We start from the raw sequence: 24761 nt of genomic DNA on the forward strand, positions 1-24761 counted from the left end.
TGGGCTGTAAACAGCTAAGAAATCTTACTCAATATTTTGGATCTGCTCGCGCATTTGTTCAATTAAAACTTTTAATTCAATGGCTGAATTGGTGACTTCTGTATTAATTGATTTTGATGCTAATGTGTTGGATTCACGATTAAATTCTTGCATCATAAAATCAAGGCGACGGCCTACCGCTTCTTTTTTCACAAGAATTTTGCGTGTTTCTTTAACATGGGCTTCTAATCTGTCAAGCTCTTCCGCCACATCTAAACGTTGCGCTAACATCACTAATTCTTGCTCTAAACGATTATTATCAATTTGAACTTGAGCTTCTTCTAATTTGCTGGTTAAGCGCTCACGTTGCCAGAGTAAGATTTCTGGCATTTGAGCTTTCACTTTCACCACTTCTGCACTAACGGCATCTAAACGTTGCTCGATAAGTTCTTTGAGTGCTTGTCCTTCGGCTTCACGACTTGCAATAAAGGCATCAATTGCCAAATCTAATTCCGCTAAAAGCTCTGTACCAATAGCATCTAAATCTTGCTCTTGGGCTGAGATAACGCCAGGCCAACGTAAAATATCAAAAGGACTGATAGTGCCTTCATGGCTGTGGCTTTTTACCCAATTGGCGGAAACAATCAGTTGTTTGGCGAGATTTTCATCAAGGTTAAGTTCACCTTGAAAGCGAGCGTTAAGATCAAATCGTAAATTACATTCAATTTTACCGCGGGTTAAGCGATTACGTAGACGTTCACGAATAACGGGTTCTAAACTACGTAATTGCTCAGGTAAACGAATATAAGTTTCGAGGTAACGTTGGTTTACGGAACGCAGTTCCCATGCGGCGCTACCCCAGTCTTTTTTGATGTCTCGGCGTGCAAATGCAGTCATGCTACGGATCATAATTGGGTCTCAATAATGTAAAAGATGATACGATTATAACCCTAGGCATCAACACAAGGATAGGCATAAGCCATTTTAGGTCGTATAATGCGCCCCCAATATGTCAGAGAAAGCGGAGATAACACATGCGTCCAGCAGACAGACAAGCAGACCAAGTACGTCCTATTACCATTACTCGCCATTATACAAAACATGCTGAAGGTTCTGTATTAGTTGAGTTTGGTGATACTAAAGTCTTGTGTAACGCCACTGTAGAAGACGGTGTACCTCGTTTTCTTAAAGGACAAGGGCAAGGATGGGTGACCGCAGAATACGGCATGCTTCCTCGCGCAACCAATAGCCGTAATGCACGTGAAGCGGCTCGTGGTAAACAAACCGGCCGTACTATGGAAATTCAGCGTTTAATTGCTCGTTCATTACGTGCAGCGGTTGATTTAAAAGCATTGGGTGAATATACCATTACTGTTGATTGTGATGTTATTCAAGCTGATGGTGGTACACGTACTGCGTCTATCTCTGGTGCTTGCGTAGCATTAGTTGATGCATTAAATAAAATGGTTGAAGAAGGTAAGCTGAAAAAAAGCCCTCTAAAATCAATGGTAGCCGCAGTCTCTGTGGGAATTGTTGATGGTGAACCATTATGCGATCTTGAATATGTTGAAGATTCTGCAGCAGAAACAGATATGAATGTGGTGATGATCGATGATGGCCGTATGATTGAAGTTCAAGGTACGGCAGAAGGCGCACCCTTTAGTCATGAAGAATTACTTGCTTTACTCGCCCTTGCAAAGGGGGGGCTAGAGAAGATATTTGAAGCGCAAAAAGAGGCGCTTAAGCAATAAACTTTATTTTTAAAGGCGACTGAGAAGTCGCCTTTTTTATGCCTAAAATTTGTCATCAAGTAACGTAGAGAGGAGAAAAAAATGAAAGCCTACCAACGCCGCTTTATCGAACTAGCATTAGCAAAAAATGTCCTGAAATTTGGTGAGTTTACACTGAAATCAGGACGGGTGAGTCCTTACTTTTTTAATGCCGGTTTATTTAATACGGGGCGTGATTTGGCTTTACTGGGGCAGTTCTATGCGCAAACATTATTAGATAATAATGTGCCTTGTGACGTATTGTTTGGGCCTGCTTATAAGGGTATCCCCATTGCAACTACAACGGCAGTCGCATTAGTTGAACATCATGATATTGATATTCCTTATTGCTTTAATCGTAAGGAAGCGAAAGATCATGGTGAAGGGGGAACATTAGTAGGAAGTCCTTTAAAAGGTGATGTTGTGATTGTTGATGATGTTATCACAGCAGGTACTGCTATTCGTGAATCAATGGAAATTATTAAACAGCATGATGCAACGCTTTCTGCTGTGCTATTAAGCTTAGATAGACAAGAAAAAGGGCGAGAAGAACTTTCTGCAATACAAGAGTTAACACGTGATTACCAATGCCGAGTGTATTCGATTATTACTCTGGATGATTTAATTAACTACCTAAGTGATAGTGAAACGTTATCTGAGCATTTACCCGCAGTTAAAGCTTATCGTGAGCGCTATGGCGTTAATTAATAAAGTTAAAATACGATAAATAAATGGTTGATTATAGGTAAAAAAAAGCCCTCGCCCAATAATGGGCGGGGTGAGTAGTACAATGAATCTTCTGTGATAACTACCACAGATATTGAAATATAAAAAGGACTTTTACAGCAGGGGCAAAGCGATCCGCTAATGCCACAATGTAGGAACTGCGCAAATGCCATTCCTGATAAATACATTGAGGTACTTATGTACCAGAGGACGCATGTTAACACAAATAAGAAAAAAACGGCATATATGTCAATTTCAAATTCTTGAGTTAAATCACGAGTCCATCATTTCATTGTAATTGTGCCAATATTAATGGCCAGCGAGCTTCAAATTCTTGGGTCGGTTGATAACGAAATTCAGTACGTACAAAACGCGCTAACATGCCTTCACAAAAAGCGAGTAGTTGTGAGGCAAGTAAGGCTTCATCATGTAAAAAAGCACTACCTTCACGAATTTTACGCTCTTTGATAACTTGTCGAAGCTGAACTTCAATACGCTCATAAAGTTGATTTATGCGGCCTTGTAATCTGTCTTGCTCAAACATCAAAGCATGGCCCGTTAAAATACGAGATAGTCCTGGGTTTTTTTCAGCAAAACCGAGGATCAAGATAAGAATTAAGCGAATTCTGGCTATCGTTTCTTTTTCGTCTTTTAAGATCAAATTAATACGAGAAACTAAGCTGTCTTCGATAAACTCAATTAAGCTATCAAACATTTTTGTCTTACTTGGGAAATGTCGATAGAGTGCCGCTTCAGATACACCAACAGTTGCCGCTAGTTTTGCCGTTGTAATACGCTGGCTACCATCACTTGACTCCAACATTTGAGCAAGTGATTGTAAGATTTCATCCCGTCTATTTCTTTTCTTTTTGGTTTCTTTTTCTTCTGCCATGACTGATAAGGCCCCTGCTAAAAGCAAAACAAATCAGTAAACCTTTGCACTTAAATTTTTAGTGCAAAGGGAGTGATATCGTCATTGAAATAATTAATGCAAGACGTCGTTATTATTGGCGGCCGGAATGACCAAAACCGCCACTACCACGTTCCGTTGCGGTAAAATCTTCAACAATATTAAATTCAGCTTGAATGACCGGTACGATAACCATCTGAGCAATACGTTCGCCGGGTTCGATGGTGAATGCTTTTTGCCCTCGATTCCAAACTGACACCATTAATTGGCCTTGGTAGTCAGAATCAATCAGTCCAACTAAGTTACCTAATACAACACCGTGTTTATGGCCCAAGCCTGAACGAGGAAGCACCATTGCTGCTAAACCTTCATCGGCAATATGTACAGCGAGACCTGTCGGTAATAATTCAGTTTGCCCTGGTTCAAGTATCAATGGTGCATCAAGGCAAGCACGTAAATCTAAACCAGCAGAGCCTGTTGTGGCATAAGCAGGAAGTGGATATTCTTGGCCAATACGAGCATCAAGAATTTTAACATCAATTTTTTTCATCATAGTGTTTGGCTATCTCGTCGAGTAGGCGATGGCTAAGTTGTGCTTTACTACTGTGTGGTAAACGCGTTTCTCCATTAGCCCAAATAAGGTGTAATGCATTATTGTCACTGTTAAAGCCTTGATTTTCTAATGAAACATCATTAGCACAGATTAAATCAAGCTGCTTCTGTTCTCGTTTTTTGCGGGCATATTCTTCCACATTCTGGGTTTCGGCTGCAAATCCAACAACAAAAGGACGGTGCTCAATCATTTTTCCGACACTGGCAACAATATCGGGGTTTTTTACCATAGTGATGGTGACTTCATCACCTTGTTTTTTAATTTTTTCAGTCGCAATAAGTTTAGCGCGATAATCTGCAACGGCTGCACAACCAATAAAAATATCTTGTGAAGGCGCTAGCATCATCACTTGTTCATACATTTCTTGTGCGCTTTCAACATCGATACGTTTAACACAAGCGGGTGTCGGTAATGTGACAGGGCCTGCGATAAGAGTAACTTCAGCGCCCCTTAATGCAGCCGCTTGTGCAATTGCAAAGCCCATTTTTCCAGAGCTATGATTGCTGATAAAACGTACCGGATCTAGCGCTTCACGAGTAGGCCCTGCGGTGATGGTGATTTTTTTACCCACAAAATCTTGTGATTGTATAGCAAGTTGTTTTTCAGCTAATGCGACGAGCTCTAAAGGATCTAGCATTCGCCCAGGACCCACATCACCACACGCTTGGCTACCTGAATCAGGCCCCCAAATTAAACAACCCCGTTGTTCTAAACCGGATAAATTCTCTTGTGTAATAGCGGCTCGATACATCTGCTGATTCATTGCTGGGGCAATGGCAATAGGCGCACTACTGGCTAAACAGAGTGTGGTGAGTAAATCATTAGCCATGCCTGCGCGTAAACGGGCGATAAGATCAGCTGTTGCAGGTGCAAGTAAAATTAAATCAGCCCATTTACCTAATTCAATATGCCCCATTGCTGCTTCTGCAGCAGGATCAAGTAGGTCATCTGCTACAGGAAAGCCAGAAACCGCTTGTAATGATAATGGTGTGACAAAAGCATGTGCCGCGGGTGTCATTACAACACGGACAATAGCACCTTTATCACGTAAACGGCGAACAAGTTCAGGTGCTTTATAGGCCGCAATACCACCACTAATACCAAGAATAATCTTTTTGTTGTGAAGTGTAGTCATGATGAAATGCCTAAGTACATAAATAATTGTCCGCAATTTTACCACAAGGTATCCGTGAATTCGGAATTCTATGTAACTTCATGTTTTATTGATTAAATTTTTGCGGGTTATCTCGCATAATTTTGATATGTGTCTTTTTCATACAATATAAGCAGTTTATAGTAAATTGACTGTATAAAACAACAGTTGTTTTATGATTGGCATTTTATGATGCGTGCTTAAAATGCAAAATAGCAGAATTAAAGTGAAGAAATAAAATAAGTTATTTATATTCCAATTTTGCTAATTAAGGAGTCCATGGATGGAAAATCAATCAGTTAATGCACTTTTACCTAGAGAAAAGCTACTGCTTTATGGCGTGGAGTCGCTTACCGATATTGAGTTACTTGCTCTTTTTTTACGTACAGGAACTTATGAAAAATCAGTATTAGAGCTCGCCGCTTTTTTACTTAAAGAATGTGGTTCTTTATATCATGTCATTAGCGCAGATTATGAAACACTTGGCCGTTTTAAAGGTGTTGGAGTGGGTAAGTTTACCCAATTACAGGCAATTAATGAGATGGCACAACGCTTTTCGACTACACAATTTATGTATAAAAATGTGTTATCTTCTTCAGAGGAAACGAAATATTACTTAAAAAAATTACTTAATTGGCAAGAAAGAGAAGTGTTTGTGGTACTTTTTCTTGATAATCAAAATCAATTAATTGCCTATGAAGAGATGTTTAAAGGAACTATTAATCGAGTAGAAGTTCATCCTAGAGAAATTGTACGTCAATCAATAAAAAAGAATGCAACATCGATTATTCTTGCCCATAATCATCCTTCAGGTATTTGTGAACCTAGCCTTGCAGATAAACAGATCACTAAGAAAATTTTTGCCGCATGCCAATTAGTGGGTGTAAATGTACTCGATCACCTTGTAATAGGGCATGATAACTGTGTTTCTTTTGCTGAACGTGGCTGGTTATAGCAAATATTTTTGTAATTATTGTCAATCTTTATTTGTACGGGTCTTGAGCGTTGAGGCCATTGGGCGTATACTACGCCACCTTTGAGGATCTTGGGTTTGGCGAGAAGAGCCTATCTCAGCAAGTTTTTTCTGAGGTGTTTACACAGTTTTTCAATCGTTAAAAGTTGCTGAGATGGGCTCCAAAGCCTGACGAGGCGGTCAAACCTGATACTAAAGCTCGAGCTGATTAGATTTTTGGAGAATAGACATGTCCCGAGTCTGCCAAGTTACCGGCAAGCGTCCTGTGAGTGGAAACAACCGCTCTCACGCATTAAACGCGACTAAACGCCGTTTTCTGCCAAACCTGCACTCTCACCGTTTCTGGGTTGAGTCTGAGAAACGTTTCGTAACTCTGCGTGTATCTGCTAAAGGTATGCGTGTGATTGATAAGAAAGGCATCGAATCTGTATTAGCAGATTTACGTGCCCGTGGTGAGAAGTTCTAGGAGCTGAAAAATGGCTAAAGGTATTCGCGAGAAAATTAAACTCGTTTCTTCTGCTGGTACAGGTCACTTCTATACCACTACGAAGAACAAACGCACTATGCCAGAAAAACTGGAAATGAAAAAATTCGATCCAGTTGTTCGTCAACATGTGCTTTATAAAGAAGCTAAAATTAAATAATTTTAGTTTTCTTAAAAAACCCGACCTTTGTGTCGGGTTTTTTGTTATCTAAAGCCTGCTAAGTATAACAAAGTAAAGCTATTGTGATCTTCCTTTGCTCTTTAGTTATACTATGGCTCTTTTTGAATCATCAGGTGAATGGATTGCGGATGAGTAAGTCAGTATTATCAATATTACATACAGAATCATCTTGTGGGTGGGGTGGTCAGGAAATTCGTATACTGACGGAATCTCAAGGTATGATCCGCAGAGGGCACCAAGTTGCGCTAGTGTGTTGCCCGACCTCTAAAATTGCCAAAGCTGCGCCTGATTATGGTATTGAAGTTTTTACATTACCGATTGAAAAAAAACGTGTCTCTGCATTAAAAGCACTTCGTCAGTGGCTGAAAATACATCATCACCAATTTGATGTGATTAATACTCATAGTTCTACCGATGCATGGTTAGTTGCAGCCTCTTGTGCCACATTAAGCCATACACCACCGATTGTGCGTACTCGCCATGTTTCTACCGATGTTTCACGCTCACTACCTACTCGCTGGCTCTATCTTTCATCTAGCGCGCATATCGTGACAACAGGCGAAAAGCTACGTCAGACATTACATCAGCACAATAAATTCCCATTAGAAAAAATGACGTCAGTGCCTACAGGCATTGATTTACAACGTTTTTTTCCACAGGATAAACAGCATGCTAGAGCGAAAATAGGTATCCCTAATAAACCAACATTAGGAATAGTGGCAACAATGCGTGTGTGGAAAGGGCATAAATATTTAGTCGAAGCATGGAAATCATTACATCAGCAGTTTCCCGATTGGCAATTAATTTTTGTCGGTGATGGACCTCAGCGTAAAAATTTAGAGCCAATGGTCAAAAATGCGGGATTAGCGCAAAGTATTTTCTTTTTAGGTAATCGTAATGATGTGCCTGATTGTTTAAATGCAATGGATCTCTTTGCATTACCTTCTTTTGGTAATGAAGGCGTGCCTCAAGGCATTATGCAAGCAATGGCCTGTGGCTTACCTATTGTTTCTACAACGGTGGGAGCGATTAGCGAGGCTGTTATTGATGGTAAAACGGGTTTTACATTGGTGCCACAAGAACAAGAGGCACTGACAAGCCATTTAGCTAAATTAATGGGCTCAGAACAATTACGTGAACAGATGGGAAAAGCTGCGCTTGAACATGCTGTTTCACGATTTGGCTTGGATAATATGCTAGATAAGATGGAAAGGATCTTTATTCAGGCAATTAACGATAAAAATAAATCAGTATGATTAATGTTGATAATAAAGTCGTGAAACGATTATCTCTACTCGTCATATTTTAAGTTATCGTATGGCTGATTGTACTTATTCGTACTAGATACACCTTGAATGACTTAGAGTCTCTATTATCAACTTAGTGTATTCATCTTATTGATGAATATTTGTAATACTTTTTAGTGTATAGTCTGAGAAGTAAATGTATCATTTAAGCCAAATAAAAAGCATATGGATCCAAATAATATATTGGTTATAGCGATAGCCCGTTTCGGTGATACATTACTTATCACACCGGTTATCCATGCATTAAAACAGCGTTGGCCTAATGCTCATATTCATGTGCTTGCACATAAACGTAGCGCATGCATTCTTGAGCATAATCCTGATATTGATTGTATTAGACCTTTTTCTAAAAAAAGAGCGGTTTGGACAGGCTGGCTACCTCATAAGCCTTATGATTTAGCGCTAGTATATGGCAATGATAGTGAGTTGGTGAGCTATGCCCGTCGTCAATCTCACCATACGGTGACTTTTTCTGATCAGTCGCAACAGCAAACTGATGTGACTTGGGTTGAACGTCCCAAATCGCCGATGGTTGCACAAAAAGAACGTGCCTTATTAATTAATGCGTTAGGGATTTATCCGAGTTGTTGGCAGTTACGTTACTTTATCAGTGATGAAGAAAAGAGCTTTGCACAACAATTTTTAAAAGATAATTCATTAATTAATAAGAATATTATTGGTTTTCAATTACAGAGTTTTCCGGCTAAAGCCTATAGAGATTGGCCGGTGGAAAATTTTCTACAATTAGCAAAGCAGATAATTACCCATGACGCGAGTACGTATTTCTTGCTATTAGGTAGTAAGGAAAGTGAACAACTCTCCATTGATTTAGCTAAAAGAATAGGTGAAGAGCGTTGTTTAGCCTTGGCCGGTCGAGTTTCAATGCGACAAAATGCGGCAATTATGGCAAATTTATCGCTTTATGTAGGGGTAGATACAGGGCCTACACATTTAGCAGGGGCTTTAGATATCCCAATGGTGGCGTTATACCATAGCTATCACCCAGGGTGCTATTTAGCGCCATTACAACATTCTTGTTGTCAGGTTATCCAACATCCAACCTCGTTGGAAAATGCTCATCGCGAAGACAATATGGCTGAAATATCAGTTGAAGAAGTGTGGAATGCAGTGCGTAATATCATTGATGGAATGAAGGTGAAAAAGTAATCCATGAAGATCGGTATAATTGATGTCACAATCACCATGTCTTATGGCGGGATCCAAACAGCAGTTTGGGAACTGGCTAAGCAATTGCATGATGCTGGACATGAAGTTCATCTTTATGGTGGCAATGGCGATATTCGACACAATCTGGCAGGACGTCAAATACAGGTTCACACTTATCCTTATACCCCCAGAGATAAAGTGATTGATCTCGGTGGGCGCTTTCGTCGTATTGTTGAGCGTTATACTTTTGCGCGACATGCCAAAAAAGAGGTTATTAGCCAACATTTTGATTGGGTAATTTTAACGAAGCCTTTTGATTTTTTTTGGCCCTCTATGATGCCTAAATCATCCTCAACTCGTTTTTGCTATATGAGTGGGGGAACCAGTTTCTTTAAAGGCGATCGCAGGTTAGGTAAAAAGATTTCAGCATGGGTTGCGTGCAGTCACTTTAATGCTTGGCAAATCCAGCATCATTTTAAGCAATTTCCAAACGTGATTTATAATGGTGTGGATATTGAAAAGTTTAAGCCTATGACTACGTCATTGCGTGAGCAATTAGGGATCAATGCGTCTACTTTTTTACTCTCATTTGCAGGACGGCTAGTAGGTTGGAAAGGCTTGAGTGTCGCAATTGATGCCATCGAGCAATTAAAAGGTGAAGATGTTAAACTTCTGATTATCGGTGCTGGTGATGATCTTGAGCGATTAAAAAAGAAAGTTATTTCTAAAGGGATTGCAGAGCAAGTTATTTTTCATCAACCTGTTGAACATAATGTATTACCTGAATTTTATGCAGCAAGTGATGCAGGTATTTTCCCGAGTACAGGAGATGAAGCCTTCGGTATTACGATTGCAGAAGCGATGGCGTGTGCAAAACCTGTCATTGCAAGCCATATCGGGGGTATTCCTGAAGTGGTGGGTAATGAAGGCACCGCTGGGCTTCTAGTCGCACCAGGTAGTGCAGATGAAATTGTGATAGCGATTAATCATCTTCGCGCATTACCGGATAGAGGTAAAAGCATGGGGGAGCAAGCTCGTCTACGCATTGAATCACGTTATACTTGGCAACACTCTGCGCAACGTTTGTTACGGGCACTGGCGTCATAATTATGAAAATTGCCTATCTTGATCCTTACCCGGTTCCTGACTTACGTGTGGCTTCATTGCAAATACTGCAAAATGTCGATGCTTTTGCCAGAGCGGGTGCACATGTCACTTTAGTGACACCTAAAGGACAATATCGAGATAGTGATATATTAGGACGTGCTATTCATCCTAATGCGAGTTTAGTTTCTTTAAGAGATATTCGCCGTAAATGGTATTTTCCGTTTAATTCACAAAAACTTTTCTCATTACAGATTACTCGCTGGGTAAAGCAAAATAACGTTGATGCGTTGTTTACCCGTAATTTAAAACTAGCTTGTTATCTCTGTGAAAATTACCCAGACATTCCTCTCTTTTTTGAAAGCCATGAAATCTTTGCTCAATCTTTTGCAGAGTCTCATTCATTTGAGAAAAAAAAGAATCGAGCCAAATATCATAAGCTATTAAAAATGGAAAAGTTGGTTTATAGCCAAGCTACGGGTGTTTTTGTTCTTACTTCATTATTAAGAGATGATATTATTTCGCAGTATCAAGTTACTACACCAATAACAGTGGTTCCTGATGGTGTGGATTTACATGCTGTGGCAGATAATCAGATAGTACCTCCTAAATTAAATCAACCCATTACTGAAGTGCTTTATTTGGGAAGTTTGCATAAATGGAAAGGTATTCCAACCATGATGCGAGCAATGAAATACCTTGATAACGCACGGTTGAATATCGCAGGAGGAACGCCGGAGCAGATTGGGGGATTAACCTTATTAGCTCAAGAAATGGATGTCAAAGATAAAGTGAATTTCTTGGGGTTTATTGATCCGAAAAAACGCTTTGAAGCAATTGCTCTGCACGATATCTGTGTGCTCCCGCTGACATTAACGAGCATTGGAAGTCGTTATACTTCACCACTTAAGTTATTTGAATATATGGCTATGGAAAAACCGGTAGTCATTTCAGATTTTCCTTCAATTCGTGATGTTGTGGATGAGAAAGCAGTGAGTTTTGCCGATAGTGGTGATGCACAAAGTTTTGCAAAACAGATAATACAACTAAGAGAAAACCCACAGAGAGCTAAAGAAAAAACAACTCATGCCCGCTCTCTGGTTGAAAACTATTACAACTGGGATAAGCGGGCAGAGACTATTCTAAAAACAATAGAGAAGTTAATTAAGTAATCTATTGTTGTTTATCTGATGGCGTGACTGATTGATTATTGAGTAAAGCATGACGCAATGCCAACATTAATCCCACCAAAATACCCACTTGATTAATATAGGCATTTTCAAATAATCCTCGTAGTACATATACTCCTAAAAATGACATCAATAACACTAAAGCTGCTTGGCGAATAATTCCTGAGTTCTTTCTTATTAGTTGGATACCTTGAGCAATTACTGAAGAGCAAAAATAGAGAATACCAAATAACCCTAAAATACCGCCAGCAAACCAAAAAGCGAGAAAGATATTGTGAGGACCTACGGATTTTTTAAATATCCATTCAGGATGCTCTTTAACTCGTTCATTATAGACATTATGGTAAAGCTGATTACCGTAGCCATAACCTTTTATCGGTTGTTTAAAGATAAGATCTAATGCAGAGCCTTGGGTGCCGTTATTTAAACGATCACCACTATTGATTTGAGTTAATTTACTTTGTAGGAAAGCTGTAACAACTTTATTAGCAGAAATCTGAGTCATTAAAAAAAATACTAATATACTAATTATCATGCTAAATATAATTAGCTTCCATTGATGGTTAATCAATAAAATAGTTAACGAAATGATAATTAATGCCAACCATGCTCCTCGAGCTAATGTTCCTAGCATTAATATAGTGAGTAATATGCTGATAAAAATTACAATGGCTATCTTAAGAGTGGTGCTATTTTTTTCTAAAATCCAGAATGAAAAAATAATAGGAGTAAAAAAAAGTATTCCATAGGCCATTTCACGATGAAGAGGTTGACTTCTCCAAGTTAGAGGTAAAATATTTTCTTTGTACTCCAAATAATACTGCACTAACTCCTTAGCCATAATCACTAACAACCCAATCACAAAGGCCACCATCACCATCTTGGCAATATCAGCAGGTTTTTCTTTATATAATACAATCGGAAAGGTCACAGCAAACAATAGTAAGCCATTTAAAATCGGCTTATTTATCTCTTTTATACTGATGCTAGGTTCAACAGAAATCAGTATCGAATAGCCAATCGCGAGCAATAAAAACAGGAGTGAAAAAGCGAGATTATTTTTAAATATCTTACAGATAGTCTTAAAGTCACGTACCAGATACCACAGTGCTGTTGCACCAATCAACCCCATCACAATATTTTTATAACGGGTGATATCTGGTAAGTAGATCAATATAATGTAAAGCCCAATAATGGATAAATTCCACAGGGATTTTTTACTACAATCTTTAAACACCATCATAATAATCTGCTATTGTCCTTTATGCTTTTAGGGAAGCTGATCATACAATAAAAATGATGTTATCGCTGTATCTCTTATCTGATAATTATGGAGTCACCAGTGCCTGAATTGCCAGAAGTTGAAACCAGTCGCCGAGGTATTGAACCTCATCTTGTAGGTAATGTGTTGCACTATGCCATTGTACGTAATAGTAAATTACGTTGGCCCGTTTCTGAAAAAATAAAAACCTTACTCGATGAGCCTATTTTAAGTGTTAAGCGACGAGCTAAATATCTACTCATAGAGCTGAATACTGGATGGATCATTATCCATTTGGGGATGTCAGGGAGTGTGCGTATTTTATTAGAGGAACAGCCTGAAGAAAAACATGATCATATCGATTTAATTTTTCGTGATGGCAAAGTACTGCGTTATACCGATCCTCGACGCTTTGGTGCATGGTTATGGTGTGAAGATTTAACAACCAGCTCAGTATTAGCCCATTTAGGGCCTGAACCCCTTTCTGATGAATTTAATGCACAATATCTATATCAACAGTCAAAAAATAAAAAAACAGCCATTAAACCATGGTTAATGGATAATAAATTAGTTGTGGGTGTCGGCAATATCTATGCTAACGAGGCACTATTCTCATCGGGCATTATGCCAGATAGAAAAGCCAATAGTTTAACGTTAGAAGAATGTGTGGTACTAGTAACTGCGATAAAACGCGTATTAACACGCTCTATCGAACAGGGTGGGACAACACTAAAAGATTTTTTACAATCAGATGGTAAGCCTGGTTATTTTGCACAAGAGCTATTTGTTTATGGACGTAAAGACAAACCTTGTTTAATTTGTGGACATACAATTGAAAGTATTAAGCAAGGGCAACGTAGCACCTTTTTCTGCCGACATTGCCAACATGGTGAAAATGAGAGTTAAATTTTGCCGAGTTTTTTTAGCATGGCGGTGGTGACTACTTCAGGTAAAAACGTAGAGACATCACCGTCATGGCGCGCCACATCTTTAATTAAAGATGAAGAGACAAAAGAAAGATTTTGAGAGGGTAGTAAAAATACGCTATCAAGATCAGGTGCAAAATGGCGGTTCATATTGGCCAGTTGCCATTCATATTCAAAGTCAGAAACGCTACGTACACCACGAATTAAAATAGTCGCCTGTTGTTGTCTGGCAAAATTAGCCATTAGTTCACTAAACCCAACCACTTCAACATTAGGTAAATGACTCGTTACCTGTTTGGCTAGATCAACACGTTCTTCGAGGGTAAACATCGGATTTTTACGGGCGCTATCAGCAATGGCTAATAAAACCGTATCAAACATACCCGCAGCACGGGTTAAAATATCAATATGGCCATAAGTGATTGGATCGAATGTTCCGGGGTAGATAGCTTTATTTTTCATTATTGATAGTCTTCTGGCTGAGTTCCCATAAAGAAGCGTATTTATTAAAGGTATACTGTGCGTTAACAAATGCCAATATCAAACCCTGTTTTCCATCTAAAAATCCCATTCTTAACAACCACGTCTTAAAAAAAGCCCCTAATGTATGACTTAAAATTGAGCTGAAACTGGCTTTTTTACCTTGTTGGTGACGCTCTTTTGCCCATTCGGTGGCATATTTTAGCTGTTTTTGCTGAAACTCCATGAGATCACGGCAAGTAAGATGTAAGAGGTCACCTTGTAAGGTTTTAACGGTTGCACCTTGGGTTTCTAATGATTCATGAACTAAATTATCGTTATATTGATAACGTTCACGAGCATATAAACGTGTCACTTTATCGGGATACCAACCACTGTGCTTCATAAAACGCCCCATAAATAAGTTACGGCGAGCACAGTGATAAACCACATTTTCTTCAGGTTGTTGCAATATCGCAAGGATACTGGTTTTTAGCTCAGGAGTGACACGTTCGTCACTATCGATCATAAAAATATAATCACCAGTGGCATATTGTTGTGCTAATTGGCGCTGTTTACCAAAACCTGGCCACTCACTGTTTACAAAGACTTTTGCCCCTTTTTCTGTTGCAATACGACGGGTATCATCTTGACTCCCCGAATCTAACACAATGATTTCATCCGCCCATTGTACAGAGTCTAAGCATTCACCAATGACATCAGCGACATTTTTACTGATCATCACCACAGAAAGGCGCTTACTCTGGCTCATTAGTGACTCCGGGGAGGAAGATAGGGTGAAAGTAAGGTGAGTAAACGCAGCAATGCCCCTTGATTTTCATGAAGTACTTCAACCGCATGACGACCATAATAACGACGGTAGTCTTCATCATTAAGCAGTGAGGCGATCGCTGTTGCCATTGATTGACTGTCCGTGACAGTGATTAACCCTTCAGCTTGATCAAGCTTGGCACAGATATTTTTAAAATTAAAAGTATGAGGTCCCATAATTACAGGGATAGCGTGAGCGGCTGCTTCTAACGGGTTATGACCACCTCGCTCGACTAAACTCCCTCCCACAAAGGCTAAATCAGCAATACCATAGAGCAACATCAGTTCGCCCATAGTATCGCCAATAACCACTTGAGTTTGTGCATCGGGAACAGCATCAGTGCTACGTAATGTGTACTTTAATCCTGCTTCGCGGGTTAATTGCTCAGCTTTAGGAAAACGTTCAGGATGTCGAGGCACTAAAATTAACAAAAGTTGTGGAAATTGTGTCAGAAGCTTTTTATGTGTCTCTAAAATAATGGTTTCTTCACCTTCATGTGTGCTCGTTGCAATCCAAACAGGGCGGTGAGCTGCCCATTGGCGACGTAAAGCAACAGCTCTGGCAGCTAATTCAGGGGTAACAGAAATATCAAATTTCAGGCTGCCTGTTACATGCAAATGTGAGCGTTTAAGGCCTAATTCGATAAAGCGCTCACCATCTTCTTGGTTTTGAGCCGCAATTAAGGTGATCTTTTGGAGCATCGTTTTGACAAAATTACCTAATTTTTGATAACCAGCGGCAGAGCGTTCTGATAAACGTGCATTAGCAATAATCAACGGGATCTTTCGTTGATGCAGTTTTGAAATTAGGTTAGGCCATAATTCTGTTTCCATAATGATAACCAATTTGGGATCGACCGTTTTAAGAAAACGATTAACTGAACCTGGTAAATCATAAGGAAGATAGACATGGTAAACATCATCACCAAACGCAGAACGTACACGTTCTGAACCTGTTGGAGTCATGGTAGTGACTGTTATAGGTAAATCAGGATAGTGATGGCGAAGGGCGCGAACAAGCGGCACTGCGGCGAGAGTCTCACCCACAGATACAGAATGCAATAATATCCCTTGAGGCACGACTTTGCCTTTGCAAAAGCCATAGCGCTCTCCCCACCGTTTTCGGTAGGCGGGTGCTTTACGGCTACGTAATAAAAGACGTAACCAAATCAGAGGTTGAATAAGGTAAAGAAGTACCTGATATAAACGCAACAACATGCTATCAAATTCACTTATCTGGACGAACGCTTATAGTATCACACTGTGCAGTAGAAAGTGTGTAAAAACAAACGTTGTGGCATTAAACAACGCGGTATAATGCTTTTTTATTAATTTTAACAGGCTTTATTCAGGAAACTTGATAGAATTTTTTTTATAATCAAATCACATTGCTAGTTATTCAAGTACATTTGGAATGTTATGAGTGAAAAAATGAAGTTAATACAACGGGTTCTTATTATTAAGTTACGACATCATGGTGATACTTTATTGATTACCCCTGTTATTAATACATTAAAAGCTAACTTTCCAAATGCTGAAGTGGATGTTTTAATTAATAAAGAAACCATGCCAATGATTGAGAGTTTTTCCTCCATTCACCATATTTTTGCACTAGATAAAGCATGGAAAAATGAAGGGAAGCTGGCAAGGTTACGTCATGAGTGGCAATTGTTCACTGAATTAAGAAAGAGACACTATGATGTTGTTATAAACTTAGCCGATCAATGGAATAGTGCATTAATAACGCGTTTTACGGGGGCTAAAATTCGTGTTGGATATGATATTTATAAACGTCAAAGCCCTTTTTGGAAAAAATGCTTTACTCATTTGATCCCTTTAGACTCTGTTTATACTCAACATATTGTGGAGCAAAATTTAGCGCTCTTGCAACCACTACAGCTACCTAAAATAGATAATCAAGTATCAATGGCATACAGTGAACAAGATAAACAGTGCATTATTGATAAGCTAAAATCTCAAGGTGTATTCACATCTTATATTGTTATCCAACCGACATCTCGTTGGTTTTTTAAATGTTGGGATGAAAATAAGTGGTCTGAATTAATCGATGCCTTACAGCATGATGGACACCAAATTATTTTAACATCAGGGCCTGATGTTCGTGAAAAAGAGATGGTAGAGACCATTATTAAAGGGTGTACTTCAAACAGTGTGGTTTCATTATCAGGACAACTCTCTTTACCTCAACTTGCTGCGTTAATTGATCATGCTCGTTTATTTATTGGGGTTGATTCTGTTCCCATGCATATGGCGGCAGCACTTAAAACGCCTCTTATTGCACTCTTTGGGCCATCAAAATTATTTCATTGGTCGCCATGGGAACATATTGGCGAAGTGTTATGGGCAGGCAATTATGGTGAACTCCCTGATCCTGATGATGTCAATACCAACACACAAACGCGTTATCTCAGTTTAATACCTGTCGAAGATGTACTGAATGCCGTAAGGGGACAACTAAAATGAATTCATTCCGATTGGCTATAGTGCGTCAAAAATACCGACCTGATGGGGGAGCAGAACGATTTGTTTCTCGAGCGCTTGAGGCATTAGATAATCAAGCTGTAGAACTTAATGTGATCACGCGTTCATGGATTGGTGCAGTACAACCTCAGTGGCATATTCATATTGTCAACCCAATGAAATGGGGACGAATTAGTCGTGAAAAAGGTTTTGCTCAAGCAGCAAGACAATGTTGGCAAAAAGAAAAGTTCGATTTAGTGCAAAGTCATGAACGTATTGCAGGATGCGATATTTATCGTGCCGGAGACGGTGTTCATCACCGCTGGTTATTACAACGTTCACGCGTTTTAAGCCCATTACGTAGTCAATTATTGCTTAATAGTTGTTATCATCGCTATGTAATGAAAGCTGAAAAAGAGATGTATCATTCACCAGAACTAAAACGCGTTATCTGTAATTCAGAAATGGTAAAGCGTGAAGTGATGGAAGATTTTGGTATTGAAAGTGAGCGCATTAGCGTAATTTATAATGCGATTGATAATCAGCGATTTTTCCCTGCGACTGCGCTTTATCGAGAACAATTACGCCAGCAATACCATATTCCTGTTGAAGCAAAATGTTTTATTTATGTGGGCTCTGGATTTGAGCGCAAAGGCTTAAAAGCGGCCATAGAATCGATTAGTTGTACAAGTGCACATTTGATTGTAGTTGGACAAGATAAAGAGCAGAAAAAATATCAGCAATTTGCTCATCAATTAAAAAGTCATGATCGCGTTCATTTTTTAGGTGTGCAAAAAGACACCTTACCTTTATATCAAATGGCAGATGGTTTATTGTTACCCACTTTATATGATCCTTTTCCTAATGTTGTTTTAGAGGCAATGGCATGTGGTTTACCCGTGATCACTAGTTATACTTGTGGTGGCTCTGAATTTATTGAGCAAGGTGTTAATGGTTTTGTCACTGATGCGCTAGATATTTCGGCAATGGTAAGTGCAATAAAAACAATTTCTGCCGATAATCTTGATAATAGAATGTCTAAAGCTGCCCGAAACAAGATATTGCCTTATACGCCAGAGCATTTATCTCAACAACTGATTGGGCTTTACCAAAAGGTTCTTAGTTTATGAAGGAACATATCCTTTTTATTATTGATGGATTACCGGGGGGGGGTGCTGAAAATGTCACTATCAGGCTCTGTCATGGTTTAAGCCAGCGTGGTTATACCGTTACGTTACTCTCTTTAGCCGAAAAGTGTGATTATTCGATCCCTGCTAATATTGAGTTATTGATTGATGCAGACAGTTACCGTGGATTATTTCATCGACAAACAGAACTGAAACGTCGAGCAAAGTCGATGGATAATACGTTGAAATCATTATTTGCACGTAAAGGTATTCCATCGCTTGTTGTTTCAAATTTGCATAAGACAGATAGAATAGTCGCTTTATCTAAAGAGCTGTCAGATAAAAATACGTGGTATTGCATTCATGGCATATTTTCCCAATCTTATTTAGGTAATAAAACAGGTTTTTCTCGTTGGTTAAAACAAAAAAAGATCCAAAAAGTATATCAAGGGAAAAATATTATTACGGTTTCCAATGCGGCTGGACAGGATTTGATCGAAAATGTGGGAGTATCACCACAACAATTAAAAACGATTTATAATCCGTTTGATATTCAAGAAATTAGAAATTTAGCGTTAGAAAGTAATTCTTATCAAGGGCAAGATTATTTACTGCATATTGGTCGTTTTCATGAAGTTAAACGGCATGACAGATTATTAGAAGCATTTGCGTTAGCGGATTTGCCTTGTAAATTATTTATTGCAGGACAAGGCTCTTCTGAAGTGACAACTAAAATTAAAAATAAAATAGCAGAGCTTAATTTAGAAAATAAAGTAAGTTTAATTGGTTTTTTAGCAAATCCATTTGCTGTTATTAATGATGCCAAAGCGATTGTTTTAAGCTCTGATAGCGAAGGTTTAGGCAATGTGTTGGTTGAATCTTTGATTTGTAATACACCGATTGTGAGTACCAATTGTCCCGGTGGTATTGGTGAAATTATGGAAGGTGAGCTTGCTAATTATAAAGCAGAGCTAAATGCAGCATCGTTAGCAGAAAAGATGCGATTGGTTTATTTTACCCCACCTAAAATCACACCTGAGATGTACCAAAAATTTGATATTAATGAAGTGATTGATCAGTATGTTTCACTCATTAAACAATAAAATTGCTAAATTTATTTCTCAAGAAGGCGTAAGGTATTTCAATGACTAAACCAGCATTTATTATCACATTAGATACTGAAGGTGATAATCTTTGGGAAAATGAAGGTGAGATCACCACGCAAAATACGCATTTTCTTCCTCGTTTTCAGCAACTTTGTGAACGTTTTCATTTTAAACCAGTTTGGCTAACAAACTATGAAATGGTAATGGATGAGGCATATATTGAGTTTGCTCGTGATGTTATTGCCCGTAATACGGGTGAAATTGGTATGCACTTACATGCTTGGAATAGCCCACCATTAACACCTTTAACTGATGATGATTTACGTTATCAGCCTTATTTAATTGAATACCCCAAAGCGCAAATGCGAGATAAAATCGCATTAATGACTGATTTGCTTGAAGATAAACTACAAACAAAAATGTTAAGTCATCGCGCGGGGCGTTGGGCATTTAATGAGGTTTATGCACAACTCTTGGTTGAGTTTGGTTATCAAGTCGATTGTTCTGTCACACCTAAAGTAGATTGGCGTTTTACAAAAGGCGATCCAGCACAAGTGGGTGGCACTAATTACACTGATTTTCCAAGCTATGCTTATTTTATGGATCTAGAAGATATTACCAAGTCGGGTAATTCATCATTGTTAGAAGTGCCAATGAGTATTCAATATAAGCATTCGCCTTTAATGAATAAAATTAAGCAAGGCTACGATAAGTTAAGAGGTAAGCAACGAGCCCCTTCAGTAAATTGGCTTCGCCCTAAAGGCGGAAATGCTCAACAGATGATTGATGTTGCTGAAAAATCGTTAGCTCAGGGGCACTCTCATATTGAGTTTATGTTGCACTCATCTGAATTTATGCCGGGTGGTAGTCCTACATTCCGTACTGAACAGGAAATTGAAGGGCTATATAATGATTTAGAAACATTATTTAGTTTCTTGTCAGACAAAGTGCAGGGAATGACGTTGGCTGAGTACTATCAAAGTAAGATGCAGGCAAAATAAGATGAAGTTAAAGAAATTAAAATGGGTACATAACTTCCTAAATATTTATAATCCACTTTTAGGAAAGATGAAAAAAACAGATACGTTTTCATCTGATATTCAATTTAATAGTATTCTTATTTTTTCTACGACAGCGCTGGGGGATTTTATGTTTAATACTCCCGCGATAAGAGCTATTCGTGCACATTACCCTGACGCACATATTACATTGGTTTCCAGCGAAAAAAATAGATTATTAGTTGAAAACTATGACCAAATAGACAGTGTGGTTTATTGGGATAATAAAATTAGAAATCTACTCCCTATTGCATTACAGGCAAAAAAATATAAACCAGAATTAGCGGTTATTCTTCATTCTCATCTCCCTTATGATGTGTTATTTGCTGTTATGGCAGGTTGTCACTATATTTTGCGTAATACTTTTCATGCTATTCCTAAATGGTTTCAGAAATGGATTATTGCTGAATATCAGCCAGGAATGGGGCATATAATTCAAACGAAACTTAATCTTATTCATTATTTAGGGATCGATAGTACTGATACAAGAATGGAACTTCCGTGTGAAATAGAACAATTAGCCAAAAGTGAAGGGGATATTGTTGGTTTTCAGATGGGGGCATCAACGCAAGAACGTAGATGGCCAGTTAAAAACTTTGCCGAATTAGCGCAGAAGCTTATTGATAGTCAACCATCAGTACAAATCAAATTAATAGGATCTCCTCGAGAATTAGAATTACCCGAGGAGTTTTTTGCATTATTGCCAGAAAAATACCATCACAATATTGAAAATCTAGTAGGCAAGACTTCATTACCTGATTTGCTCAGCCAGATAAAAATAATGGATGTATTAGTTACTGGTGATACTGGACCTCTACATTTAGCAATAGCGTTGCAAATACCTACAGTTAGTCTATTTGTAACTGCAGATCCAAAATGGACGGGGCCTTATCAAGATCCTGATTTACATAAAGTGATTAAAAAGGATGGAATATCTATAGATGGTACTATCAAAACGATGAGTGATATTACTGTTGATGAAGTATTTGATAGCACCATAAACCATATTAAAATTAATTAATTTTTATTTTATATAAAAGGTATTTCTTTTTAAAACTAGTTCTAATATTAAAATCAAATAGAAAATTTAGTGTTTTTATTTTTTCTATTTGATTTTTTAACCTATTGGAATTACTTAACTGAGTATTGTATTTCAATAGATGTTCAATAGCATGGCAACTAATTAAATTATAAAAATTATTAGGAAAAACTTGATACATTTTCAATATGACCTCAGTCATTAGGTCTATTTTTTTAGTATTAATACTATTAGATAAACTATTATCATCTTTAATGTAATTATAAAATTTCTCTTCTAAATACACAATGCTATTACTTTTGTTTAGTATATCTGGAAAAGCGAAAGCATCCTCATAACAATAGACTTCTGGATAATCAATTGATTTTAAAATTTCACTTTTAAAAAATTTACCACATAAATGAGCTTGATATTTTTTATGAATTAAAAAATCAGTGATTGCTTGATTTCTATTTAGAAATAAGGGTGCTCCAAGTGTGATTTTAATTATTTCGTCGTCTTTTTTAAATACTTCGTTTAATCCTGTAATGATGATATCAGGCTGTTTATCTAAAATTGGAGTTAATTTGGAAAAATCAACAGTAGCAATAAAATCATCACCATCAATAAAAGTAATATAATCACCAGTACATTGGGTGATTGCATATTTTCTTGCCTTACCTAAATTACAAAAAGTCGTTCTAATATATTTAAAAGATGGATTTTTTCTTTCAAAACTTTTAAGTATTTCAGGCGTATTATCTGTTGAGTTATCATCAATCATTAATATCTCATACTCGGAATCAGGATAAAATTCTAATGACGCTTCAATACTTTCTAAACACCTAGAGATAACATGTTCTAAATCTTTAATATTGACAATGATCGATAATTTTTTCATTTAGTTAAACCAAGTAGCTTATATTTTAAGTTAACAGAGTGAATATTTGTTGTGCACTTATCTCCCCAATATCCCCGCCATCTGCTTTTATAGCTGTTTGGTCTTTACCATAACCGCCGATTAATCCGGGATCGGTGGGGCCAAATAGGGTGATATTGGGTTTATCTAATGCGGCCGTTAAATGGCTTAATCCGGTATCGACAGACACCACACTTTTAGCACCAGCAATAACCTGAGCCACTTGGGCTAGCGACATTTTTGGCAACACATCAACGTAGTCAAAGTCTTTTGCTAGGCGAATGGCTCGTTGGTGTTCATGCTCTGCACCCCAAGGCAATTTAATGCGTACTCCTGAATCTGCGAGTAAGGCGATTAATTCTCTCCAATGGGATTCAGGCCAATGTTTCTCATCACGTGTCGTTGCGTGCAAGAATACCAAATAAGGGCATTCATCAAAGGATGGAAGAGAGAGAAAATGCTGTGCAATTCCATAATCCCCCTGAGATTGTGGGATCGGATAATTTAAGCTTAGTGCAAATAGCTGGCGAATCCGCTCAACGGCATGCATTTTTTTACTGACGTCATGGCGAACGTTGTAAAAAAAGCTAGCTAATGGCTCACGGGCACATTGGCGGGAATAGCCATGTTTTATTCCTTTGGCGTATCGAGTCACTAAGAATGCACTTTTCAGTAATCCTTGTGCATCAATAACGGCATCATAATGATGAGCTTGAATAGCGCGATGAAATTGCGCGCGCTCTGCACGAATAGGCGCACTAAACCAGTTTTTTCGCCAACGGCGTATCGCCACAGGAATAACCGTATCAACGGCTTGATGCCAGCTAGGGATCTGTGCAAAACCTTCTTCGACTACCCAATCAAAACGAATATCAGGATAAACATTTATTGCGTCAGTTAATGCAGGCAACGTATGTAAAACATCCCCCATAGAAGAGGTTTTAACGATTAATACCCGCTTCACGCTGATGGCTCCGTTGACAGTAAATTTTCAAGCTCTGCAAAGACTTTTTCTGGCTGAATATCAATTAAGCTTTGGTGATAGCCTTGCTCGGCATCCCCTTTACGTACTTTGTGATAACCAGTAATTAAACGGATCACGCGCGCTTTATGTGATAACGGTGGCGTAAAATCAGGGCTACTTGGGCCATAAAGTGCTACTAACGGACGTTCTAACGCAGCCGCAATGTGCATTAAACCAGAATCATTACTGACGACTGCTTTACAAGAGGCAATTAAATTAACCGCCTGTTCAAGACTGGTTTCGCCAGCAAGATTAAAACACGCTTCACGTGCTTCTGGCGTTAAGGTTTGTTTTATCTCTTCGCCTGCTTCTTTATCTTTTTGAGAACCAAATAAGAAGATTTGATAACCTTGCTCAATCAGTTTCTGTGCTAAAGCTGCGTAATGGTAATGAGGCCAACGTTTAGCAGGGCCAAATTCAGCGCCTGGGCAAAAACCAATAGCAGGACGCTGAGTAGATAATGAAAATTGATGCAATGTGGTAGAGATATCACTCTCGGCTACTGATAACTTAGGCCAAAGCAGAGGTTGAGGTAAATCTGTCGCTTTTTGGACTTTTTGCTTGTCATAAGCTAGCGCAATGTAGCGTTCAACCATTAAAGGAAATGCGTCTTTGTCTAAAGGTCGTAAATCATTTAATAACCCATAACGCATTTCCCCACGCCATCCAGTACGTTTAGGAATATCTGCAAAGAAAGGGACTAATGCAGACTTAAACGAGTTGGGTAATACATAAGCGTGAGTATAACCATTCTCTCTTAATTGTTTTCCTAAACGACGACGTTCGCCAATGGCTAAAGCACCGTGCCCTAATGGCATTGGGATCGCATTATCAACTTCTGGCATTTTTTCGAGTAATGGACGACACCATGCAGGTGCCATTACATCAATGGTTGCCGCCGGATGTAATGCTTTCAATGTACGATAAAGACTTTGGGACATCATCATATCCCCGACCCATGACGGCCCTACCACAAAGATTTTCATAAACAGTGA

At 38.5% G+C, this 24761-nt stretch carries 26 protein-coding genes; 15 read left to right on the forward strand and 11 right to left on the reverse strand.

Annotated elements, in window-relative coordinates:
- Nucleotides 1-24 precede the first annotated feature (24 nt).
- A complete protein-coding gene (locus tag GTH24_RS00065; protein ID WP_115351316.1) occupies nt 25-888 on the reverse strand; it encodes a YicC/YloC family endoribonuclease in 864 nt (287 codons plus the stop codon).
- 125 nt (nt 889-1013) lie between these two features.
- On the opposite strand from GTH24_RS00065, the gene rph reads away from it, so the two are divergent.
- Nucleotides 1014-1730, forward strand: a complete 717-nt coding sequence (rph, locus tag GTH24_RS00070) for a ribonuclease PH (RefSeq protein WP_072070469.1) — start codon at nt 1014-1016, stop codon at nt 1728-1730.
- Between the two features lie 81 nt (nt 1731-1811).
- Nucleotides 1812-2456 carry an orotate phosphoribosyltransferase gene (pyrE, locus tag GTH24_RS00075; protein ID WP_072070468.1) on the forward strand — a complete coding sequence of 215 codons (645 nt, stop codon included), beginning with the start codon at nt 1812-1814 and terminating at the stop codon, nt 2454-2456.
- 307 nt (nt 2457-2763) lie between these two features.
- Here pyrE and slmA read toward each other — a convergent pair whose 3' ends face one another.
- The 3 genes from slmA to coaBC all read right to left on the reverse strand — a co-directional run bounded on the left by slmA (nt 2764) and on the right by coaBC (nt 5132).
- Nucleotides 2764-3366, reverse strand: coding sequence for a nucleoid occlusion factor SlmA (slmA, locus tag GTH24_RS00080; RefSeq protein WP_072070467.1), 603 nt, complete (start codon nt 3364-3366; stop codon nt 2764-2766).
- 112 nt (nt 3367-3478) lie between these two features.
- Nucleotides 3479-3937: a dUTP diphosphatase gene (dut, locus tag GTH24_RS00085; protein WP_072070466.1), complete on the reverse strand. Its 459-nt coding sequence runs from the start codon at nt 3935-3937 to the stop codon at nt 3479-3481.
- A complete protein-coding gene (gene coaBC, locus GTH24_RS00090) occupies nt 3921-5132 on the reverse strand; it encodes a bifunctional phosphopantothenoylcysteine decarboxylase/phosphopantothenate--cysteine ligase CoaBC (protein WP_164525807.1) in 1212 nt (403 codons plus the stop codon). Before coaBC ends, dut begins: the two co-directional genes overlap by 17 nt.
- 301 nt (nt 5133-5433) lie before the next feature.
- On the opposite strand from coaBC, the gene radC reads away from it, so the two are divergent.
- The 7 genes from radC to GTH24_RS00130 all read left to right on the forward strand — a co-directional run bounded on the left by radC (nt 5434) and on the right by GTH24_RS00130 (nt 11538).
- The gene (gene radC, locus GTH24_RS00095) at nt 5434-6105 is read left to right on the forward strand and encodes a RadC family protein (protein ID WP_115351312.1); all 672 of its coding nucleotides are present in this window, start codon (nt 5434-5436) and stop codon (nt 6103-6105) included.
- 247 nt (nt 6106-6352) lie between these two features.
- A complete protein-coding gene (rpmB, locus tag GTH24_RS00105; RefSeq protein WP_036914542.1) occupies nt 6353-6589 on the forward strand; it encodes a 50S ribosomal protein L28 in 237 nt (78 codons plus the stop codon).
- A 10-nt stretch (nt 6590-6599) separates the two neighbouring features.
- Nucleotides 6600-6767 carry a 50S ribosomal protein L33 gene (gene rpmG / locus GTH24_RS00110; RefSeq protein ID WP_006534250.1) on the forward strand — a complete coding sequence of 56 codons (168 nt, stop codon included), beginning with the start codon at nt 6600-6602 and terminating at the stop codon, nt 6765-6767.
- A 149-nt stretch (nt 6768-6916) separates the two neighbouring features.
- Entirely contained in the window at nt 6917-8044 is a 1128-nt protein-coding gene (locus GTH24_RS00115; protein ID WP_164525808.1) for a glycosyltransferase family 4 protein, read from the forward strand.
- A gap of 216 nt (nt 8045-8260) precedes the next feature.
- A complete protein-coding gene (locus GTH24_RS00120) occupies nt 8261-9262 on the forward strand; it encodes a glycosyltransferase family 9 protein (RefSeq protein ID WP_164525809.1) in 1002 nt (333 codons plus the stop codon).
- A 3-nt stretch (nt 9263-9265) separates the two neighbouring features.
- Nucleotides 9266-10369: a glycosyltransferase family 4 protein gene (locus GTH24_RS00125; protein WP_072070461.1), complete on the forward strand. Its 1104-nt coding sequence runs from the start codon at nt 9266-9268 to the stop codon at nt 10367-10369.
- A complete protein-coding gene (locus tag GTH24_RS00130) occupies nt 10369-11538 on the forward strand; it encodes a glycosyltransferase family 4 protein (RefSeq protein WP_206535557.1) in 1170 nt (389 codons plus the stop codon). Before GTH24_RS00125 ends, GTH24_RS00130 begins: the two co-directional genes overlap by 1 nt.
- 1 nt (nt 11539) lies before the next feature.
- Here GTH24_RS00130 and rfaL read toward each other — a convergent pair whose 3' ends face one another.
- Nucleotides 11540-12799 (reverse strand): O-antigen ligase RfaL, encoded by a 1260-nt coding sequence (rfaL, locus tag GTH24_RS00135; protein WP_164525811.1) that lies wholly within the window; start codon nt 12797-12799, stop codon nt 11540-11542.
- A gap of 99 nt (nt 12800-12898) precedes the next feature.
- On the opposite strand from rfaL, the gene mutM reads away from it, so the two are divergent.
- Nucleotides 12899-13723 (forward strand): bifunctional DNA-formamidopyrimidine glycosylase/DNA-(apurinic or apyrimidinic site) lyase, encoded by an 825-nt coding sequence (gene mutM, locus GTH24_RS00140; RefSeq protein ID WP_164525812.1) that lies wholly within the window; start codon nt 12899-12901, stop codon nt 13721-13723.
- Here mutM and coaD read toward each other — a convergent pair.
- The 3 genes from coaD to waaA are packed head-to-tail and all read right to left on the reverse strand — an operon-like array spanning nt 13720 to nt 16251.
- Nucleotides 13720-14205: a pantetheine-phosphate adenylyltransferase gene (coaD, locus tag GTH24_RS00145; protein ID WP_072070457.1), complete on the reverse strand. Its 486-nt coding sequence runs from the start codon at nt 14203-14205 to the stop codon at nt 13720-13722. The two genes, mutM and coaD, sit on opposite strands and share 4 nt — an antisense overlap.
- Complete coding sequence (locus tag GTH24_RS00150) at nt 14195-14974, reverse strand: glycosyltransferase family 2 protein (protein WP_164525813.1); 780 nt, start codon at nt 14972-14974, stop codon at nt 14195-14197. Before GTH24_RS00150 ends, coaD begins: the two co-directional genes overlap by 11 nt.
- A complete protein-coding gene (gene waaA / locus GTH24_RS00155; protein WP_072070455.1) occupies nt 14974-16251 on the reverse strand; it encodes a lipid IV(A) 3-deoxy-D-manno-octulosonic acid transferase in 1278 nt (425 codons plus the stop codon). The genes GTH24_RS00150 and waaA overlap by 1 nt, the downstream gene beginning before the upstream one ends.
- A gap of 201 nt (nt 16252-16452) precedes the next feature.
- On the opposite strand from waaA, the gene rfaQ reads away from it, so the two are divergent.
- From rfaQ to GTH24_RS00180, 5 genes are all read left to right on the forward strand, one after another.
- A complete protein-coding gene (rfaQ, locus tag GTH24_RS00160; protein WP_072070454.1) occupies nt 16453-17517 on the forward strand; it encodes a putative lipopolysaccharide heptosyltransferase III in 1065 nt (354 codons plus the stop codon).
- Complete coding sequence (locus tag GTH24_RS00165) at nt 17514-18644, forward strand: glycosyltransferase family 4 protein (RefSeq protein WP_164525814.1); 1131 nt, start codon at nt 17514-17516, stop codon at nt 18642-18644. Before rfaQ ends, GTH24_RS00165 begins: the two co-directional genes overlap by 4 nt.
- Nucleotides 18641-19744: a glycosyltransferase gene (locus GTH24_RS00170; protein WP_072070452.1), complete on the forward strand. Its 1104-nt coding sequence runs from the start codon at nt 18641-18643 to the stop codon at nt 19742-19744. The genes GTH24_RS00165 and GTH24_RS00170 overlap by 4 nt, the downstream gene beginning before the upstream one ends.
- Nucleotides 19745-19785: 41 nt before the next feature.
- The gene (locus GTH24_RS00175) at nt 19786-20748 is read left to right on the forward strand and encodes a polysaccharide deacetylase family protein (RefSeq protein WP_072070451.1); all 963 of its coding nucleotides are present in this window, start codon (nt 19786-19788) and stop codon (nt 20746-20748) included.
- Between the two features lie 67 nt (nt 20749-20815).
- On the forward strand, nt 20816-21826 hold the full coding sequence (locus GTH24_RS00180) for a glycosyltransferase family 9 protein (protein WP_241254002.1): 1011 nt from the start codon (nt 20816-20818) through the stop codon (nt 21824-21826).
- On the opposite strand, the gene GTH24_RS00185 is transcribed toward GTH24_RS00180, so the two are convergent.
- The 3 genes from GTH24_RS00185 to rfaF are packed head-to-tail and all read right to left on the reverse strand — an operon-like array spanning nt 21819 to nt 24752.
- Complete coding sequence (locus GTH24_RS00185) at nt 21819-22724, reverse strand: glycosyltransferase family 2 protein (RefSeq protein ID WP_072070449.1); 906 nt, start codon at nt 22722-22724, stop codon at nt 21819-21821. The two genes, GTH24_RS00180 and GTH24_RS00185, sit on opposite strands and share 8 nt — an antisense overlap.
- Nucleotides 22725-22749: 25 nt before the next feature.
- Nucleotides 22750-23706: a lipopolysaccharide heptosyltransferase RfaC gene (gene rfaC, locus GTH24_RS00190; RefSeq protein WP_072070448.1), complete on the reverse strand. Its 957-nt coding sequence runs from the start codon at nt 23704-23706 to the stop codon at nt 22750-22752.
- Entirely contained in the window at nt 23703-24752 is a 1050-nt protein-coding gene (rfaF, locus tag GTH24_RS00195) for an ADP-heptose--LPS heptosyltransferase RfaF (protein ID WP_164525815.1), read from the reverse strand. The genes rfaC and rfaF overlap by 4 nt, the downstream gene beginning before the upstream one ends.
- Nucleotides 24753-24761: the final 9 nt, after the last annotated feature.

It is taken from the genome of Proteus vulgaris, assembly GCF_011045815.1.
Lineage (GTDB): Bacteria > Pseudomonadota > Gammaproteobacteria > Enterobacterales > Enterobacteriaceae > Proteus > Proteus vulgaris_B.

What these genes read in the sequence shown, in the direction of transcription:
- GTH24_RS00065 (WP_115351316.1), bottom strand. Translation starts at nt 888, where the DNA reads ATGATCCGTAGCATGACTGCATTTGCACGCCGAGACATCAAAAAAGAC.
- rph (WP_072070469.1), top strand. Translation starts at nt 1,014, where the DNA reads ATGCGTCCAGCAGACAGACAAGCAGACCAAGTACGTCCTATTACCATT.
- pyrE (WP_072070468.1), top strand. Translation starts at nt 1,812, where the DNA reads ATGAAAGCCTACCAACGCCGCTTTATCGAACTAGCATTAGCAAAAAAT.
- slmA (WP_072070467.1), bottom strand. Translation starts at nt 3,366, where the DNA reads ATGGCAGAAGAAAAAGAAACCAAAAAGAAAAGAAATAGACGGGATGAA.
- dut (WP_072070466.1), bottom strand. Translation starts at nt 3,937, where the DNA reads ATGATGAAAAAAATTGATGTTAAAATTCTTGATGCTCGTATTGGCCAA.
- coaBC (WP_164525807.1), bottom strand. Translation starts at nt 5,132, where the DNA reads ATGACTACACTTCACAACAAAAAGATTATTCTTGGTATTAGTGGTGGT.
- radC (WP_115351312.1), top strand. Translation starts at nt 5,434, where the DNA reads ATGGAAAATCAATCAGTTAATGCACTTTTACCTAGAGAAAAGCTACTG.
- rpmB (WP_036914542.1), top strand. Translation starts at nt 6,353, where the DNA reads ATGTCCCGAGTCTGCCAAGTTACCGGCAAGCGTCCTGTGAGTGGAAAC.
- rpmG (WP_006534250.1), top strand. Translation starts at nt 6,600, where the DNA reads ATGGCTAAAGGTATTCGCGAGAAAATTAAACTCGTTTCTTCTGCTGGT.
- GTH24_RS00115 (WP_164525808.1), top strand. Translation starts at nt 6,917, where the DNA reads ATGAGTAAGTCAGTATTATCAATATTACATACAGAATCATCTTGTGGG.
- GTH24_RS00120 (WP_164525809.1), top strand. Translation starts at nt 8,261, where the DNA reads ATGGATCCAAATAATATATTGGTTATAGCGATAGCCCGTTTCGGTGAT.
- GTH24_RS00125 (WP_072070461.1), top strand. Translation starts at nt 9,266, where the DNA reads ATGAAGATCGGTATAATTGATGTCACAATCACCATGTCTTATGGCGGG.
- rfaL (WP_164525811.1), bottom strand. Translation starts at nt 12,799, where the DNA reads ATGATGGTGTTTAAAGATTGTAGTAAAAAATCCCTGTGGAATTTATCC.
- coaD (WP_072070457.1), bottom strand. Translation starts at nt 14,205, where the DNA reads ATGAAAAATAAAGCTATCTACCCCGGAACATTCGATCCAATCACTTAT.
- GTH24_RS00150 (WP_164525813.1), bottom strand. Translation starts at nt 14,974, where the DNA reads ATGAGCCAGAGTAAGCGCCTTTCTGTGGTGATGATCAGTAAAAATGTC.
- waaA (WP_072070455.1), bottom strand. Translation starts at nt 16,251, where the DNA reads ATGTTGTTGCGTTTATATCAGGTACTTCTTTACCTTATTCAACCTCTG.
- rfaQ (WP_072070454.1), top strand. Translation starts at nt 16,453, where the DNA reads ATGAGTGAAAAAATGAAGTTAATACAACGGGTTCTTATTATTAAGTTA.
- GTH24_RS00165 (WP_164525814.1), top strand. Translation starts at nt 17,514, where the DNA reads ATGAATTCATTCCGATTGGCTATAGTGCGTCAAAAATACCGACCTGAT.
- GTH24_RS00170 (WP_072070452.1), top strand. Translation starts at nt 18,641, where the DNA reads ATGAAGGAACATATCCTTTTTATTATTGATGGATTACCGGGGGGGGGT.
- GTH24_RS00175 (WP_072070451.1), top strand. Translation starts at nt 19,786, where the DNA reads ATGACTAAACCAGCATTTATTATCACATTAGATACTGAAGGTGATAAT.
- GTH24_RS00180 (WP_241254002.1), top strand. Translation starts at nt 20,816, where the DNA reads ATGAAAAAAACAGATACGTTTTCATCTGATATTCAATTTAATAGTATT.
- GTH24_RS00185 (WP_072070449.1), bottom strand. Translation starts at nt 22,724, where the DNA reads ATGAAAAAATTATCGATCATTGTCAATATTAAAGATTTAGAACATGTT.
- rfaF (WP_164525815.1), bottom strand. Translation starts at nt 24,752, where the DNA reads ATGAAAATCTTTGTGGTAGGGCCGTCATGGGTCGGGGATATGATGATG.